We start from the raw sequence: 15,814 nt of genomic DNA on the forward strand, positions 1-15,814 counted from the left end.
GCCGAAGCCTAAGAGCGCGATATGCAAACGTTCGTTCGTCGAAACGAGCCAAACCGCCCACATATCTCTTCAGTAATATCGATGTCAAAAAGCGCAGAGACAAAACGAACCAAGTGCGCCCTAACTGAACGGCGCGCCTCGCCCGAAATACCTCTAATTTTTTCCAAACTTCCCAGCCTTCCGACCGTTCCGTCCGCCCCAACCGCGCCTCAGCGCCGCCGGTGAAGGGGGTTCTAAGGTTATCACTAAGAAGCCGCAAGCGGTTTTTTACAGAAAACGCACTTTCTTTGTAATTTTTATCGGAGCCCGTTATTTTTAAGGCGCTAAGGCGAGCACTTTTATTCGGCCGCCGTTCTTCGCCCGAAAAAACGCCCCGAATCCCGCCAACTTCAGGCCCAATTTTCCGTCCCCTTATACATTATATATATACCCCCTCAGAACTCTGTATTTCGGCGTCTTTCTGAATCGCCCCACCCCACCCGAGTCTCAGGCAAGCAGAATCGCGCTTGTGGGAGGTGGACACCCTCTTTCGCATAGAGCGCTTCGCCCCTATAAAGCGGTCGGCCCTGCAGAGACTCGCTTGGCTTCATGCATTTTAATTACGGGAATACGGCATATGGCTAGTTTCGGAGGTTTGTTTTCGTCGGATATGGCCATTGACCTCGGCACGGCGAACACTCTTGTTTACGTAAAAGGCAAGGGCATCGTCCTGTCGGAACCTTCGGTGGTCGCCTACCACGTCAAAGACGGCGTGAAGAAGGTGCTCGCAGTTGGCGAAGATGCAAAGCTGATGCTGGGCCGTACTCCTGGTTCGATCGAAGCAATCCGTCCGATGCGCGATGGTGTTATTGCTGACTTCGACACTGCAGAAGAAATGATCAAACATTTCATCCGCAAAGTTCACAAGCGCACGACCTTCTCGAAGCCAAAGATCATCGTCTGTGTTCCTCACGGGGCGACACCCGTTGAGAAGCGCGCGATCCGTCAATCGGTTCTCTCGGCTGGCGCACGTCGCGCTGGTCTGATCGCAGAACCTATTGCAGCGGCTATTGGTGCAGGCATGCCGATCACCGATCCGACTGGTAACATGGTCGTCGATATCGGCGGCGGCACGACCGAGGTTGCGGTTCTGTCCTTGGGTGACATCGTTTACGCACGTTCAGTACGTGTCGGCGGTGACCGTATGGACGAAGCGATCATCAACTACCTGCGTCGCCAGCATAACCTCTTGATCGGTGAAGCGACGGCTGAACGCATTAAGACCTCGATCGGTACAGCACGTATGCCAGACGACGGGCGCGGTACCTCTATGCACATTCGCGGTCGTGACCTGCTGAATGGTGTTCCGAAAGAAACAGAGATCAGCCAAGCGCAGGTTGCTGAGGCTCTTGCTGAACCCGTTCAGCAAATCACCGAAGCGGTTATGACTGCACTCGAAGCCACCCCGCCCGATCTGGCAGCAGATATTGTGGACCGTGGTGTGATGCTCACGGGTGGTGGCGCACTGTTGGGTCAGTTGGACCTCGCTCTGCGCGAACAAACTGGTCTGGCCATTTCGGTCGCAGATGAATCGCTGAACTGCGTGGCTTTGGGCACCGGCAAGGCGCTGGAGTACGAAAAACAACTCCGCCACGTGATCGACTACGACAGCTAAGACGTGGCACGGGAGAACCAGCGCGAAGATACCTATTCAGCTCCGCTTCGGCGGCTGTTGGTGGCCGTGCTGGTTATCCTTTTCCTCGCGATCTTTTTGGTATGGCGGATTGATAGTCCGCGCGTCGAACGGTTCCGCTCTGCTGTGCTCGACCGTGTTATTCCTCCGATGGATTGGGTGATGACCCCCGTCACCGGGTTGACCCGTATCGTATCGGATTTCCAATCCTATCAACGTCTTGTTGATCAGAACGCGGATTTGCGGCGCGAACTGCAGCAGATGAAAGCATGGCGCGAGGCCGCGCTGCAGCTTGAACAAGAGAACGCAAAGCTGTTGGACCTGAACAACGTCCAACTCGACCCGCAGCTAACTTACATCACTGGCATCGTATTGGCGGACAGCGGTTCGCCGTTCCGACAGTCCGTGCTCTTGAACGTTGGGGCGCGGGACGGGATCACTGACGGATGGGCCGTGATGGATGGGATTGGGCTTGTAGGGCGCATCTCTGGCGTCGGCCAGGAAACTTCGCGCGTTCTATTGCTGACTGATACGTCCAGCCGTGTGCCAATCATCATCCAAGGCTCTGGTCAGCGGGCGATCCTGATGGGCGACAACACCCGTAACCCGCCCATCGAATTCCTTGAGGCCCCAGATCAAGTTCGCCCCGGCGATCGTGTCGTATCCTCTGGGGATGGCGGCGTCTTTCCAGCGGACCTGTTGATTGGTCAAGTTGCCCTCGGCACCGACAACCGACTGCGGGTGCGCCTATCGGCGGACTACGAACGGCTCGAATTCCTGCGTGTTTTGCGCAGCCAGCCACGGGAACGCATCGACGACCCAGGCAATCTTTTGGCCCCTAATGCCGCAGAAGTAGCATCGCCCGAAACCACGGAAGCGCCCTCAGATGGCTGAGGTTCAGGCAACACGTCGCTGGGCTGGACGCGCCCTTTTTGTCGGTCTGTCGTTCACATTTCTCTTCGCCCAAATTTTGCCTCTGAACATGGTGCCCGACCGCATCGCGGCACCTGATATTCTGGTGGCTTTCACTCTGGCATGGGTGATCCGGCGTCCAGACCTGACCCCTGTTGCCTTGATCGCGCTGGTTCATTTCAGCGCCGATATCCTGCTCGACCGTCCGCCGGGGCTTTGGGCCGCATTGATCATGATCAGCACCGAGATTTTACGCAATCGTGCCGCCGACCTGCGGGCCTTGGCCTTTCCGTTTGAATGGCTGCTCGTCACAGGAACGCTCGTGGGCCTCTACGTGGGCTATCGCGTTATTTTGACCATCTTACTCTTGCAGCAAGCCCCGTTGATGCTGACATTAACCCAACTGACCATCACGATTTTGGTTTATCCTGTCGTGGTGCTCTTATCCTACCTCGCTTTCGGGATTAGCCGTCCCGCGATGGGCGAAGTTGACGATCTGGGGAGACGCCTGTGAAACGCCCACCAAAGGACACTGCACAGAGCCAGCGGGGCATTGGCCGCCGCACTTTGGTCGTGGGTGGGTTGCAGCTAGCGACAGCAGGTTTGTTGGCGTTGAAACTACGGTCCATGCAGGTCGAACAGGCAGAGACATTCCGCCTACTGGCCGATGAAAACCGCATTAACATCAAGCTCTTACCCCCTGCTCGCGGTTTGATCTATGACCGCCATGGCGTGTTGCTCGCTGGGAACGAACAGAACTACCGCATCACGATGACCCGCGAGGATGCGGGCGACGTCGAAGAGGTGCTCGACCGTCTATCGCAGCTCATCCCATTGTCCGACACTGCGCGTGCGGAAGCTCTCAAAGAGATGAGCAACCGATCTGCCTTTGTGCCCGTCACCATTGCGGACCGCCTAACGTGGGACGATATCACACGCGTCACCGTAAACGCCCCTGCCCTACCTGGTGTTACGACCGAGGTTGGCCTGAGCCGTTATTATTCCCAAGGTGCAGACCTCGCCCATGTGATTGGCTATGTCGGTCCTGTTTCAGATTATGACCTCAGCCGCATCGAAAACCCTGATCCTCTCCTCCAGATACCCAAATTCCAGATCGGTAAGACTGGCGTCGAAGCCAAGATGGAAGAAGTCCTGCGTGGATCAGCTGGAACCCGCCAAATCGAGGTGAATGCCATCGGCCGCGTTATGCGCGAACTGTCGCGTGAAGAGGGCCAGCCCGGTGCGGACCTTCAGTTGACCATCGACAGCGCCTTGCAAACCTACGTCGAAGCCCGCCTAGAGGGCGAATCCGCAGGTGCCGTGGTCATCGACCTTGAAAACGGTGATCTGCGCGCGGTCGTGTCATCGCCATCGTTCGATCCGAACCTTTTTGTGCGCGGTATCTCTGTGGCCGAATGGAACGCGTTGAACGAAAATCCGTTCCGCCCCCTCGCCGCCAAAGCCGTGCAAGGCACCTACCCTCCGGGTTCCACATTCAAGATGATCACCGCGCTTGCAGCACTCGAAGACGGCGTGTTGGACCCCGAAGAAACGATCCTTTGCCGTGGCTACACCGAAGTCTCTGGCACCCGTTTCCACTGCTGGAAAAGCGGCGGGCACGGCAACGTCAACTTACATGACAGCCTCAAACAGTCCTGTGACTGCTACTATTACGAGGTTTCACAGCGCGTCGGCATTGATAAGATTTCGGCGATGGCACGGCGATTTGGTCTCGGCGTTCGTCATGACCTCCCCTTGTCGGCAGTGGCCGAAGGGCTTGCTCCTGACAAAGAATGGAAAGCCACCGTTCGCGGTGAGGATTGGCGGATCGGCGACACGGTCAACGCGTCGATCGGTCAGGGCTATGTCCTCGCCTCGCCGCTTCAGCTGGCGATTATGTCCGCACGGATTGCGACAGGACGCACCATCACACCGCGCCTGATCCACACGATAGACGGTGTCGAGACGCCAAAGCAGAGCGACGACACCATTGGCCTCAACGAAAACTACCTGCGCCGGATTCGCGCTGCGATGGATGCGGTTTCAAACAACAACCGTGGCACGGCCTATGGGTCGCGGATCAACGTGTCGGATAAACGCATGGGCGGAAAGACGGGCACCAGTCAGGTGCGCCGCATCACCGCAGAAGAACGTGCGCGTGGCGTGACGAGCAACGCCGACCTACCATGGGAACGCCGCGACCACGCGCTGTTTGTGGGCTTTGCCCCCGTGGATGATCCCAAATACGCGGTTGCGGTCGTTGTCGAACACGGTGGCGGCGGGTCTGCTGCCGCTGCACCAATTGCGCGGGATGTGATGTTGCAAGCCCTCTACGAGGGGCAGCCCCCGTTAGAGGCGTATCCGTCAAACGTGCGAGGTCGCATTTCGGAACAGCAACGCGCCATCCAAAACCGCGTTCAACCTGGGGCCGTTCAAGGCAACGATAGGGCCTGACATGAGCTACCTCGAATATAACGTCAAATCGGTTCCGACAGGGTTCAGAAAGCTCCTCTTTCTAAATTGGCCGATCATTCTGTTGCTCTGCGCAATCTCAAGCGCGGGCTTTATCATGCTCTATTCCGTCGCTGGCGGTTCCATAAATCCATGGCTCGAACCGCAACTGAAACGCTTTGCCTTGGGTATGGCGGTGATGTTGGGGATCGCAATGATCCCGATCTGGTTTTGGCGAAACGTCTCTGCGGTCGGCTATATCGTTTCTGTCCTTCTCTTGATCGCAGTTGAGCTTTTCGGCGAAGTCCGCATGGGGGCCCAGCGCTGGATCAACCTCGGCTTTATGGTTCTTCAACCGTCGGAACTGGCAAAGATCACCGTCGTTATGTTCCTCGCCTCCTATTACGACTGGCTGCCGCTGAACCGCAAATCCCATCCGCTTTGGGTCTTTATACCCGTGATGATCATCATGATCCCTACGGCGCTGGTACTGAAACAGCCCGACCTTGGGACAGCACTACTCGTGATGATTGGCGGCGGCACGATCATGTTCCTTGCGGGCGTCCACTGGGCCTATTTCGCTGGCGTTATCGCGAGTGGGGTCGGCGTGGTTTGGGCTGTGATGGTGTCCAAAGGTCAGTCGTGGCAATTGCTAAAAGACTACCAATACCGCCGAATTGAGACTTTCCTAGATCCAGCCAGTGATCCGCTGGGCGCGGGCTATCACATCACTCAGGCAAAGATTGCGCTTGGCTCGGGCGGGTGGACAGGACGCGGGTTTATGCAAGGCACGCAATCGCGCCTGAACTTCCTGCCAGAAAAGCATACCGACTTTATCTTTACCACCTTGGCCGAAGAGTTTGGCTTCATCGGGGCGACGACCCTCTTAGCCCTCTACGTTGCGCTGATATTGATCTGCATTTTCTCGGCCCTTCAAAACCGCGACAGGTTCGGATCGTTGCTGACCTTGGGCATTACGATGACGTTCTTCCTCTATTTCGCGGTGAATATGTCGATGGTCATGGGCATGGCGCCTGTCGTGGGTGTGCCTTTGCCGATGGTCAGCTACGGTGGTTCGGCAATGTTAGTGCTCTTGGTCGGTTTCGGCCTCATCCAAAGCGCGCACGTCCATAGGGCACGATAATGATCAACGTTCTCTTTTCCGCTCGTCCGCAGCTTTGGGACACATACCGCGATCTGCTAATCGATGCCTGCGAAGCCAAGGGAATTGAGATCAACCTTGGCACGGATATTCCCGCCGAACAGGTCGACTACATCATCTTCGCGCCCAATCCGACGCTAACCGACTTTACGCCCTTCACGCGCTGCAAAGCGGTGTTAAGCCTTTGGGCAGGCGTCGAAACAATCGCCCCCAATGCCACCCTGTCTCAGCCGCTGTGCCGATTGGTCGATACTGGATTGACCCAAGGCATGGTCGAATGGGTGACGGGCCATGTTTTGCGTCACCATCTGGGTATGGATCAGCAGATCAAAAACCAAAACGGCGAATGGGCGCCCGTGGCACCGCCGCTGTCAAAGGATCGCCCCGTCACGGTTCTTGGCCTAGGTGAACTAGGTGCAGCTTGCGCTACGGCATTGGTGCAGCTTGGGTTTCCCGTCACAGGATGGAGCAGAACACCAAAATCCATCGACGGTGTACGCTGCCTATCGGGGTCACCCGCTGAAGCGCTCAAGGACGCGCAGATCGCGGTTCTCTTGCTGCCTCTCACATCTCAGACCGAAAACATCCTGAACGCGGACGCACTGGCCGCAATGGCCAAAGGCGCCTTTGTGATCAATCCCGGTCGGGGGGCGCTGATCGACGACGACGCGCTACTGGCCGCACTCAATTCTGGGCAAATCGGACACGCCACGTTGGATGTGTTCCGTGTCGAACCGCTCCCCGCAGATCACGCCTATTGGGCGCACCCCAATGTTACAGTCACGCCCCACATCGCTAGCGAAACACGGCCCGAAACGGCTGTTGAACAAATCGCAGAAAACCTGCGCCGTGCCGAAGCAGGCGAGGCACTGCTGAACCTCGTGGATCGGACCCGCGGCTATTAACGCAGTTTTGGCGGACGCGCGGGGTCCATTCCAGGGTTAGAACCGGGTATTGCTTGTGGAACCTCTGGTTTCGGCAAGTCAAACCGCAAGCCAACGCGTTCCAGTCGCGCGACGAAATCGCTATCCGCAGGCACAAAGGTGACGTCGATCATACCAGCGTCCACACCCGAAAACGTCAGCGCTTCGGCAACGGCACGGGCCAAGGCAGGTTCTGCGCCTTCAACAGCGCCCACATAAGTCAGGATATGACCACGTGCGCCGGTGTCATAGGTCACGCCCGAAAGATACGCGACCTCGGCCAATCCACCTGCCGTGGCGAGCTTACGATCCAAACCTGTCACGACAGACTCGGGCAACCCTTTGGGAGCGGTGATTTCAACAGGACGCGCTTGAGCTTCTTCTGGTGCATTGCCCAGCGTTTCGATCAGCCAGTCGATCGCCGCAGGTGGGATCAGGATCGACGACGGCTGACCAAGGTTCACCCCCATGCCGACGCCCTGCCCGACCAACATCTGCGCAAGGCCGCGCCCCGACACAGCCGCATAGCTCGCAGCACGCTCGGCGAAATCAGCAAGACGTTCTTCGCGATCAAAAACGAGGACATATTGCACATCGTCGGCTTCGATCACTTCAGGGTTAATATCGTCATCGCCCTCGGGCTCTGACGCCAGCAAAAGGAACATCTCAGTATCGGCAAGGCGCTCGTAAAACCGCAAACGCGCCGCATCATTGTCGGGATCGGCATCCATCGCAGCGTGGGCAGTATCAAGCTCTGTCATCATGGAACACCTCGTCAGTTTGCGGTCCGCATCTCGGGTTTTGGCCTATTGCGCCACGTGCCCAAGGGCAAGGGTCGGCTGCGGCGAATAGGACAGATTCCTAGATACAAACTAGGCAAACCGATAATTTTAACCATTATGGCCGCAATTGCTCAGATTTGCTGAAAAGCCTCAGCGCAAATGGACACAACAGGGGCCAAAGGCGGTATAGAGCTACACCGCATCGTTGTGATTGACGTCAAGTTACGGTAATCGCACGTCATCTAAATAACGAGGAAAGCTGCATGTACCGCGTCTGGAACTTTCTTACGCAATACTCGCTCCTGCTAATCATCGGGGCGGTTGCCGCCCTCGCATGGGCGAACACGAACCCCGAAAGCTATCACCATTTTGTCGAATTCGTCCTCATCGACGACTTCTTCATCGGTCACCTACATGATGACGGCCACGGCCATGTCACACGCACGCTGACACTCCACTACTTGGTCAATGACGTGCTTATGGCGCTGTTCTTCGCCATCGCCGCAAAGGAAGTCTGGGAAGCAATCATTCTCGAAAACGGGTCCTTGCGCGGCAAGAAAGCGGCAACTCCGCTGATCGCGACCGCTGGCGGCGTGCTCGGTCCGGTGGCTGTTTACCTCGGCCTCGCAGCATTCCTCGGCTCTGAAACCTACGATGCCGTGTCCAAAGGTTGGGCGATCCCGACCGCAACAGACATCGCGTTTTCCTACCTCGTCGGTCGTTTGGTGTTCGGCGCTGGCCACCCTGCGGTTCGCTTCCTGCTTCTTTTGGCAATCGCGGACGATGCGGTTGGCCTGTTGATCCTCGCGATCTTCTACCCATCCGGCGATCTGGCCCCGGTTTGGCTGCTGCTCTCGTTCGGCGCTGCCATCGCGGTCTTTGTCCTCGCAAACTGGCTGCCGCGCTATCTGGACCGCGGCAATCAAGCCCGCCCGAACTCCACTTGGGTGCGTAAAAAACTGTCGTTCTGGCCCTACGCGATTGCGGCAGCTCTGAGCTGGTATGGCTTCCAAGAGTCGGGCATTCACCCTGCACTTGGCCTCCTGCCGATCGTTCCGACGATCCCTCATGCAGACCGCGCTTTTGGTATCTTCTCCGAAGCCGAAACCCACCTGCATGACCTGCTCAACGACATCGAACACGCGTTGAAGTATCCGGTCGAAATCATCCTGCTGTTCTTCGGCCTCTTGAACGCTGGTGTGGAGTTCAAATCGATCTCTGAACCGACTTGGCTCGTGCTTGCTGGTCTGCTGATCGGCAAACCCCTCGGCGTGATGATCATGGGCTGGATTGCGGCAAAACCACTTCGCCTTGGCTTGCCCGAAGGCATGCGGATCATCGATCTGTTTGTCATCGGCTGTGTGGCTGCAATTGGCTTTACTGTAGCTCTCTTCGTGGCCTCGGTTGCCTTCGATGCTGGCCCAGTTCAGGACGCCGCGAAGATGGGCGCGCTGTTCAGCTTCTTTGCTACCGCCATTTCGATCGTCGCTGGCAAACTGACCCGCGTTCAAAAAGTAAACTAACCTCATCGCGGCCCGCCTTCACAATTTGAGGCGGGCCGCGAAATCATTGTATTTTTCCTCTCCGATCCGACATAATGAGGGGAAAATTGCCAAACAGCTTGGCACAACCATGACCCAACAATGGGCGCCCGAGCAGGGCAGAGCGGATCGCGATGCTTGAATTCGTAAACGTGAGCAAGTCCTTTTGGACCGGAAAACAGCGCAAGGTCATCCTTGATCGCGCGTCGTTTCGTGTGGAACTCGGCAACTCGCTTGGCATTTTGGCCCCGAATGGCACGGGTAAAACCACGCTAATCAATATGATGTCCGGCTTGGAAAAACCCGATGAGGGCGAAATCCACCGCAAGTGCCGCATTTCATTCCCGCTGGGCTTTATGGGCGGCCTCGTCACGCGGCACACAGGCAAAGAGAACACCCGCTACATTGCGCGTCTCTACGGGCTAGACCCTGACTACATCGAAGCCTTCTGCCGCTGGCTCTGCGATATCAAAGAATACTTCGACATGCCCGTCGGCACCTACAGCCAAGGTATGCGCGCACGGTTGTCTTTTGCGCTGATGTTGGCGCTCGATTTTGATATGTACCTGATCGACGAAGGTATGCCTTCGACAACCGACCAAGAATTTAACCGTAAAGCGGGCGAAATATTAAGAGAACGGTTGGAAACAACAACGGTGGTCATCGTGTCCCACCAAGCCGCCACACTAGAGCGGTTCGCCAAATCGGCAGCCGTCTTGATGGACGGTCACCTACATATGTTCGATACCTTGGAAGAGGCAAAACAGCTTTATGACTATGAAACCCAAGGCCAGTAAATTCCGCCTGCGGACCACCGATCCGAAGGCACCCGACGACAAACCGCAAGCGGCCCGCCCAACGCCACCGCAGCAGCCACAACCGCGCCCGCAGGTCCAGCGCCCGCAACAAGCACGCGCCCCGCAACCTGAACAGGCACAAGAGCAGCCGACGCCGCCCGTTGACGCCAATATCGACAGCCCCGCTGTCGCCTCTGCCGAAGCAGAGATTGACGCGATCCGCAAAGAGGGCCTCACAGGTCGTCAGTTGCGCATGGCGCGGCGCGTGGCGCAGAAACACGGCCTTGCCGTAACCTCCGATTTCGATGCCGTCCGTCAATTGCGCCAAAACGGCATTGACCCATTTGAACGGTCGAGCATCCTCGAACTCGTCGCCCCGAGCGGCGGCGGGAATGGGGGCGGTACGAACCCTCCCACGGGAACCGCTCTCGCGGCTGGTGGCAAAATGCAACTGCCGCAGACCATTCAACAGGGACGCGCCCTGACCGCACCTGATCCCGCTGCCGCCGCAGAGCGTCGCGCCAGCGAGATTATGCGCATCCAGCAGGACCTTATTCGCCGCCGCCGCCAACGGTTGGTGTCGCTGTTCTCGCGGCTCGCGATCTTTGTCCTGCTGCCGACGCTGCTGGCGGGCTACTACTACTTCGTCATCGCGACCCCGATGTATGCGACGAAGTCTGAATTCGTGATCCAGCAGTCCCAACCCGCAGGTGGTGCCGCTGGTGGCCTCTCTGGTCTGTTCCAAGGCACGTCGCTCGCCACTCAGGCAGATGCGATTGCCGTGCAATCCTACCTCACGTCCCGCGCCGCGATGGTCCGACTGGACGAAGAAGAGGGGTTCAAAGCCCACTTTAGCCAGGATCACATCGACCCCATTCAGCGCCTCGACCCCGACGCCAGCAATGAGGCCGCCTACAAGCTGTACCAGCGCCTCTTGACCATCGGCTATGACCCGACCGAGGGCATCGTCAAAATGGAAATGGTCGCAGCCGACCCGCAGACCAGCCAACGGTTCTCTGAGGCGCTTATTTCCTACGCCGAGGAACAGGTCGACCAACTGACGCAGCGTATGCGCGAGGACCAGATGTCCGGTGCAAACGCCAGCTACGAAGAAGCCGAGGCCCGCCGCAAAGAAGCGCTTGAGGCTCTCCTGACCATTCAGGAAGACCTCGAAACCTTCAGTCCCGATAGCGAAGCGCAGCTCGTCATGAACCAGATCGGGCAGCTTCAGACCAGACGGCAGGATAAGATCCTCGAACTCGCCTCCTTGCAATCCGTCGCCCGCCCGAACGAAGCGCGCGTAAACGCCGTGAACAGCGAAATCGCGAGCCTTGAAACCTCAATCGAAGACTTGCGTCTCCAGTTGACCGAAACGACAGGCTCCGGGAATTCACTTGCGTCCAAAACAACAGAACTGCGCGCCGCCGAAGAAAACTACCAGTTCCAGATCGCATTGGTGCAGCAAGCCCTCACCATGATGGAAACAGCGCGGCTCGAGGCCAACCGACAGGTGCGCTATCTGTCCCTCGGCGTTGTGCCGATCGCGCCCGATGATCCGACCTACCCCAAAGCCTTTGAGAACACCTTGGTTTCATTCCTGATCTTTGCAGGGATTTACCTGATGTTCTCGCTGACGGCTTCGATCCTCCGCGAACAGGTTTCGTCATAGATTCTGTGTCCGACTCGCTCTGACCACGAACGTCCCGCCCCTTCGGCGGGACGTTTTCGTATTGAGCGTGTCACCAAAGGCTCGAAAACACGCACGAATACCCCTGTTTTCCAACGGCCTAAAAAGAATGCATAAAGAGTAACAGTTTTTTGCCGCTCCCCCCTTGAACCGCCCCGCAGCAGCTTGTAATACCCCCCTCGCTGCTGGGGTGTAGCCAAGTGGTAAGGCACCGGTTTTTGGTACCGCGCACCGTAGGTTCGAATCCTACCACCCCAGCCAGTTTCCCCCTAAGTGCCGATTAGGCATAAGCGTGCAAATTTTGCGATTTTCGTGCAAAATCGAGTCAAGCGGTTTAATCAGCTTTCCACAAGTTTATTGGTAATCTGAAGTTTCCACAGAGAGTCGGGTGCTATGTCTTTGCCGTCCTTTTTCCTTAAGACAGCATCTATTGCCTTATCTTAAAGATGCTTGGTCGACTCGGGTAGCTCACCATATTGCTTGGGGGTAGTCTTCCAATTGCGGATTCAGTCCGAACGCTGGCCGCCGTCAAGAATAAACGATCGACGTTAGGTCAGGTCGATTAGAGACGGGGCACTTGTTGTGTGACTTTTAATTGGGATCGCAAATCTCTGTCGCAATGACCTTCTCGTATACTGTCCCAATGTCACGGCCTTCTGGACGCAATGGGTGTAGACCGGCTTTTTCGAGCTTTACTCGGTAGGAACGTGAGGCTCCCCCGAACTTGGATTGTAAGATTTTCGGTGTTGTGAAGGTGTCGAGGAAATTCTCAATGGCCTGCCGTGTCACGACCTCTTGGATCACGCCGGTTTTAGGGTTCCGATGTTTTTCAAGTTTGATGGTGCCTGTCGCAGACAGGGCTTTGAGACGTTGAGCTTCACGAATGCCAATCATTCGGCCGAACTCAGAGAGGCCGACCCATCCTTCTTCTGGGGTTTCGAAAAGATGGCCAAGAACGTCGCGCACCTCCGCAAGTTTCAATTGGAACCTCGAAAACCCTCGATCAGCAGGATCCAAGTATAGCGGAAGTCTTCCGTCTGTGATTGCTTGAACCAGTTCGGAGATCGATACGCCTGTTTTGGTCTGCGTCGAGAGTAACGATTGTGAGGGACCTTTGGCTGCTGTCTCGAGAACAGCTCTGGTTTCCAAGTCATCGATCAGAGAGGCGAGGCCATTGGGGACCCATCTGCGATGCAGCCGAGTGACGTTTGACTGGGCCGATATGAAACCCGCGGCGACCAGCGCGTCGAACTCTCTCGGTGAAAGGCCATGACTTTTCCTAATAAGAGTTGCATCCACCCAGTGCTGCATTTGCTCAAGCAGGTCTGTGGCGTCCTTCACTTTGAAGAAGCGACGTATGGCAACGCGCGGTGTCGGCTTTATTAGACCAGCCTCTTCGAGCACCAGAGCAAGGGTGTCGCTGGGAACCCCTATCTCTCGCGCTGCGGTCTCAACCGAACAGATAACCCTTTTTGCGACGGGTTTGCCGTAAACGATGTCGCCCTCTTCGAATGGCCAGTTATTGATGGCGACCTCGCGAAGAACGTCTACAAATGGACCGAAGCAGGGGAGGTCGATCGAATTCACTGCTGATGTGCGGTAGAACAGCCCTCCGAAAATACTCTTTAGCTCTTTGTTATGGCTTTCTTCTCTATCAATTTGGTCTTGTAGAGCGTCAACGAAGGATTCTTTACCCCCTTTGAGGATATTGAAACCTATTAAATGATGATCTGCCGTAATGTCGCCTTTGCTGACTGCTTTCCCCATCAGCCTGCAGAAAGTGGCCGCACTATAGATCGTCGCGTTTGATAGCCATGTCGTGTCGGTTCCAGTGCTCAATCTGTTGTCGAGCCATCTGTCATAGTCTGTGACATCGACTTGAGGAAGCTCGAGTTCTCCCTCAAGAATTTTGCCAATTTCAGGGCGCAGATTTTTGGGAATGTCTTCTCGATCGCGCTGAGATGTGGATTGCCATAGTGGCACCAAGGGATGCGAGTGTCGTGTGCAAACCCGAACCTCTCGAAAGCCCCAGTCGCCACGAAGGTAGGTATGGGACAGTGGGTCATGTTTGCTGTGTTTGGCATCTTCGCGGAGGCACACTGGACATCCTCGGACCTGTCCTTGGTTCACAGCTCGAAGAACGAAGTCTTCTCCACGAAAGAGACAGTGTCCTTTCTCGGATGGTATTCCGCTCCATGAGATCATCTCTTTGATCTGATGATCCGTGAGCCCAGCAAAATCTCCTACTTGGGACAAAGCCGCGCGTTCAAATTTTAGGAAAGCAGCAAAAGGAATGCCGAGGTCTGTCAGAAATGCGCGAAAGCTGACCCCGTTCATATGAGCGAAGCGCGACGCGAATGAGTACAAGGTTTCTCTTGGTTGAGGAACAGGGTGCAGAGGTATTGGAGAGGTCATACAAGCGGTTACTTAGGAATATTCAGTCAGTATGCGGCCGCAGACACAATGCACAAGTAGAATTGATCTGACGGAATCTACGTGGTGTATCAATCGAGGTGATCATTGTTTTGCGGTGGGTTGTTTGGTTCAGAATTCGATTTGATAAAACTTTTGTGCATAAAATTATTAAATTTCAATAAATTATACATATTTTTTCCTTGGATAATCTCGGTGTATCTGGTCTTTCGATGATTTTTAGTCTCCTTTGGATACCTTATGGCTCTGTGGAAGACGGTGTATCATTGTCTGGGTAATCGCTCAGATTTAGTAGAGGATTGAGACATAAATACTATCGAGTGCCTCCAGAATATCTTGAGAGCCCCAACATTGGACAGTGCCTGGGATCAGATCTGCGCGGCGATGGCGCCGTATGGATTTGATCGCTGCATGTACGGACGTAGTCATTTTACCGCTGGAATGAACATCGGCGATGAATCCGACTACATGGTTTTAAGTAATCATGACCATGACTACTTTGACCTTTTTATCAGATCAGGATTGTTTAAGCGGTCCCCTTTTTTTCTTTGGTCCTTCGAAAACGTGGGATTTGAAAGTTGGGGTAATGTAGCCTCCCTTGGCCTTTCTAAGCGAGCATTTGAGGCTGCAGTTGAAGTTCTCGAGGTGAATGCACGTTTTGGTGTCACATCAGGATATTCTGCGAGTTTCCAAAATTTATTGCCTGGGCAAAAGTCAGTAGCATCGATCTGTGCGGCGCGAGGCATTTCTCAAGAAGAGGTGGACAAAATATGGTCCGATAATCGTTTGGAAATTGAGACGGTCTGGTTGGCCTTTGATATCAAGGCGCAGAGCCTGCCGTTCCCATGCTTTCGTAACAGGTTAAGTCCAAAGCAAAAAGAAGTGCTTTCTTGGGTGGCGTTGGGAAAGACAGGACCAGAGATCGCGACAATAATGGGGGTGTCATGTTCGTCGGTCGAAAAGCACCTCCGTTCCGCTCGTGATGCGCTTGGCGCGATCACTACGGCTCAGGCGGTTGCTAAATTGAGTTTCTTAAATCAGCTCTATCTAGGCCAAGACACCGAACAGCGTGTCCGTTCTTCCTACCTATGATCTGCCACAAGCCTCATCCATCTGCTTGCGATCATCATAATAAATAGCAATGTGATGGTTCCAGTAATATCTCCGAACAGAAACGCGAGGATTTGCGCAATCTCATCTTCGAAAGGTTTGGCGCTTCGGTATGCGATTGTATGTCCAATCGAGTTGACTACTGATCCGACGCTGGCGACAAGAATGAGGCATTTCCACGAAGCCGGTGTTTCGGTTTCATCCCAATATAAATTGTATGTCTGACGTCAGCACCATTGGGACAGATTTGAAGCTTTGAATAACGGAGGATTTCTGGTTCATCTTATCGATTAGGAGATCGAGATGACGAAGAAGCCACAGACATCGAAAGACGCCGCCGAGAA

Annotated in this window: 12 protein-coding genes and 1 tRNA gene; 11 read left to right on the top strand and 2 right to left on the bottom strand. The window is 55.4% G+C overall.

Features of this window, described 5'->3' with window-relative positions:
* Positions 1-616 precede the first annotated feature (616 nt).
* Genes AC07ED_RS05730 through AC07ED_RS05755 form a run of 6 tightly spaced genes read left to right on the top strand, consistent with a single transcriptional unit; the run spans position 617 to position 7,102 of the window.
* Positions 617-1,654, top strand: coding sequence for a rod shape-determining protein (locus AC07ED_RS05730; protein ID WP_067550596.1), 1,038 nt, complete (start codon positions 617-619; stop codon positions 1,652-1,654).
* A gap of 3 nt (positions 1,655-1,657) precedes the next feature.
* Positions 1,658-2,566, top strand: a complete 909-nt coding sequence (gene mreC / locus AC07ED_RS05735) for a rod shape-determining protein MreC (protein WP_105234392.1) — start codon at positions 1,658-1,660, stop codon at positions 2,564-2,566.
* Positions 2,559-3,098 (top strand): rod shape-determining protein MreD, encoded by a 540-nt coding sequence (locus tag AC07ED_RS05740; protein WP_105234391.1) that lies wholly within the window; start codon positions 2,559-2,561, stop codon positions 3,096-3,098. Before mreC ends, AC07ED_RS05740 begins: the two co-directional genes overlap by 8 nt.
* Positions 3,095-5,038, top strand: a complete 1,944-nt coding sequence (gene mrdA, locus AC07ED_RS05745; protein WP_105234390.1) for a penicillin-binding protein 2 — start codon at positions 3,095-3,097, stop codon at positions 5,036-5,038. Before AC07ED_RS05740 ends, mrdA begins: the two co-directional genes overlap by 4 nt.
* Before the next feature lies 1 nt (position 5,039).
* Positions 5,040-6,179 (top strand): rod shape-determining protein RodA, encoded by a 1,140-nt coding sequence (rodA, locus tag AC07ED_RS05750; protein WP_105234389.1) that lies wholly within the window; start codon positions 5,040-5,042, stop codon positions 6,177-6,179.
* The gene (locus AC07ED_RS05755; protein WP_478241954.1) at positions 6,176-7,102 is read left to right on the top strand and encodes a 2-hydroxyacid dehydrogenase; all 927 of its coding nucleotides are present in this window, start codon (positions 6,176-6,178) and stop codon (positions 7,100-7,102) included. The genes rodA and AC07ED_RS05755 overlap by 4 nt, the downstream gene beginning before the upstream one ends.
* Here AC07ED_RS05755 and AC07ED_RS05760 read toward each other — a convergent pair.
* A complete protein-coding gene (locus tag AC07ED_RS05760) occupies positions 7,099-7,881 on the bottom strand; it encodes an SseB family protein (protein ID WP_105236280.1) in 783 nt (260 codons plus the stop codon). The two genes, AC07ED_RS05755 and AC07ED_RS05760, sit on opposite strands and share 4 nt — an antisense overlap.
* A gap of 284 nt (positions 7,882-8,165) precedes the next feature.
* Between AC07ED_RS05760 and AC07ED_RS05765 the strand changes: the two genes are divergently transcribed.
* The 4 genes from AC07ED_RS05765 (at position 8,166) to AC07ED_RS05780 (ending at position 12,188) form a co-directional block, all read left to right on the top strand.
* Entirely contained in the window at positions 8,166-9,425 is a 1,260-nt protein-coding gene (locus tag AC07ED_RS05765) for a Na+/H+ antiporter NhaA (protein ID WP_105234387.1), read from the top strand.
* Between the two features lie 152 nt (positions 9,426-9,577).
* Positions 9,578-10,240 carry an ABC transporter ATP-binding protein gene (locus AC07ED_RS05770; protein ID WP_105234386.1) on the top strand — a complete coding sequence of 221 codons (663 nt, stop codon included), beginning with the start codon at positions 9,578-9,580 and terminating at the stop codon, positions 10,238-10,240.
* The gene (locus AC07ED_RS05775; RefSeq protein WP_105234385.1) at positions 10,215-11,909 is read left to right on the top strand and encodes a KpsE/RkpR family capsule polysaccharide export protein; all 1,695 of its coding nucleotides are present in this window, start codon (positions 10,215-10,217) and stop codon (positions 11,907-11,909) included. The genes AC07ED_RS05770 and AC07ED_RS05775 overlap by 26 nt, the downstream gene beginning before the upstream one ends.
* Before the next feature lie 204 nt (positions 11,910-12,113).
* Positions 12,114-12,188, top strand: a tRNA-Gln gene (locus AC07ED_RS05780).
* A 330-nt stretch (positions 12,189-12,518) separates the two neighbouring features.
* Here AC07ED_RS05780 and AC07ED_RS05785 read toward each other — a convergent pair.
* Positions 12,519-14,342 carry a TniQ family protein gene (locus AC07ED_RS05785; RefSeq protein ID WP_105234384.1) on the bottom strand — a complete coding sequence of 608 codons (1,824 nt, stop codon included), beginning with the start codon at positions 14,340-14,342 and terminating at the stop codon, positions 12,519-12,521.
* A gap of 369 nt (positions 14,343-14,711) precedes the next feature.
* Between AC07ED_RS05785 and AC07ED_RS05790 the strand changes: the two genes are divergently transcribed.
* Entirely contained in the window at positions 14,712-15,452 is a 741-nt protein-coding gene (locus AC07ED_RS05790; protein ID WP_158664478.1) for a helix-turn-helix transcriptional regulator, read from the top strand.
* The last annotated feature ends 362 nt before the right edge of the window (positions 15,453-15,814 follow it).

It is taken from the genome of Aestuarium zhoushanense, assembly GCF_056431045.1.

Bases quoted from the DNA above. Each gene is read 5' to 3' on its own strand.
- AC07ED_RS05730 (WP_067550596.1), top strand. From the start codon at position 617: ATGGCTAGTTTCGGAGGTTTGTTTTCGTCGGATATGGCCATTGACCTC.
- AC07ED_RS05740 (WP_105234391.1), top strand. From the start codon at position 2,559: ATGGCTGAGGTTCAGGCAACACGTCGCTGGGCTGGACGCGCCCTTTTT.
- rodA (WP_105234389.1), top strand. From the start codon at position 5,040: ATGAGCTACCTCGAATATAACGTCAAATCGGTTCCGACAGGGTTCAGA.
- AC07ED_RS05760 (WP_105236280.1), bottom strand. From the start codon at position 7,881: ATGACAGAGCTTGATACTGCCCACGCTGCGATGGATGCCGATCCCGAC.
- AC07ED_RS05765 (WP_105234387.1), top strand. From the start codon at position 8,166: ATGTACCGCGTCTGGAACTTTCTTACGCAATACTCGCTCCTGCTAATC.
- AC07ED_RS05770 (WP_105234386.1), top strand. From the start codon at position 9,578: ATGCTTGAATTCGTAAACGTGAGCAAGTCCTTTTGGACCGGAAAACAG.
- AC07ED_RS05775 (WP_105234385.1), top strand. From the start codon at position 10,215: ATGACTATGAAACCCAAGGCCAGTAAATTCCGCCTGCGGACCACCGAT.
- AC07ED_RS05785 (WP_105234384.1), bottom strand. From the start codon at position 14,342: ATGACCTCTCCAATACCTCTGCACCCTGTTCCTCAACCAAGAGAAACC.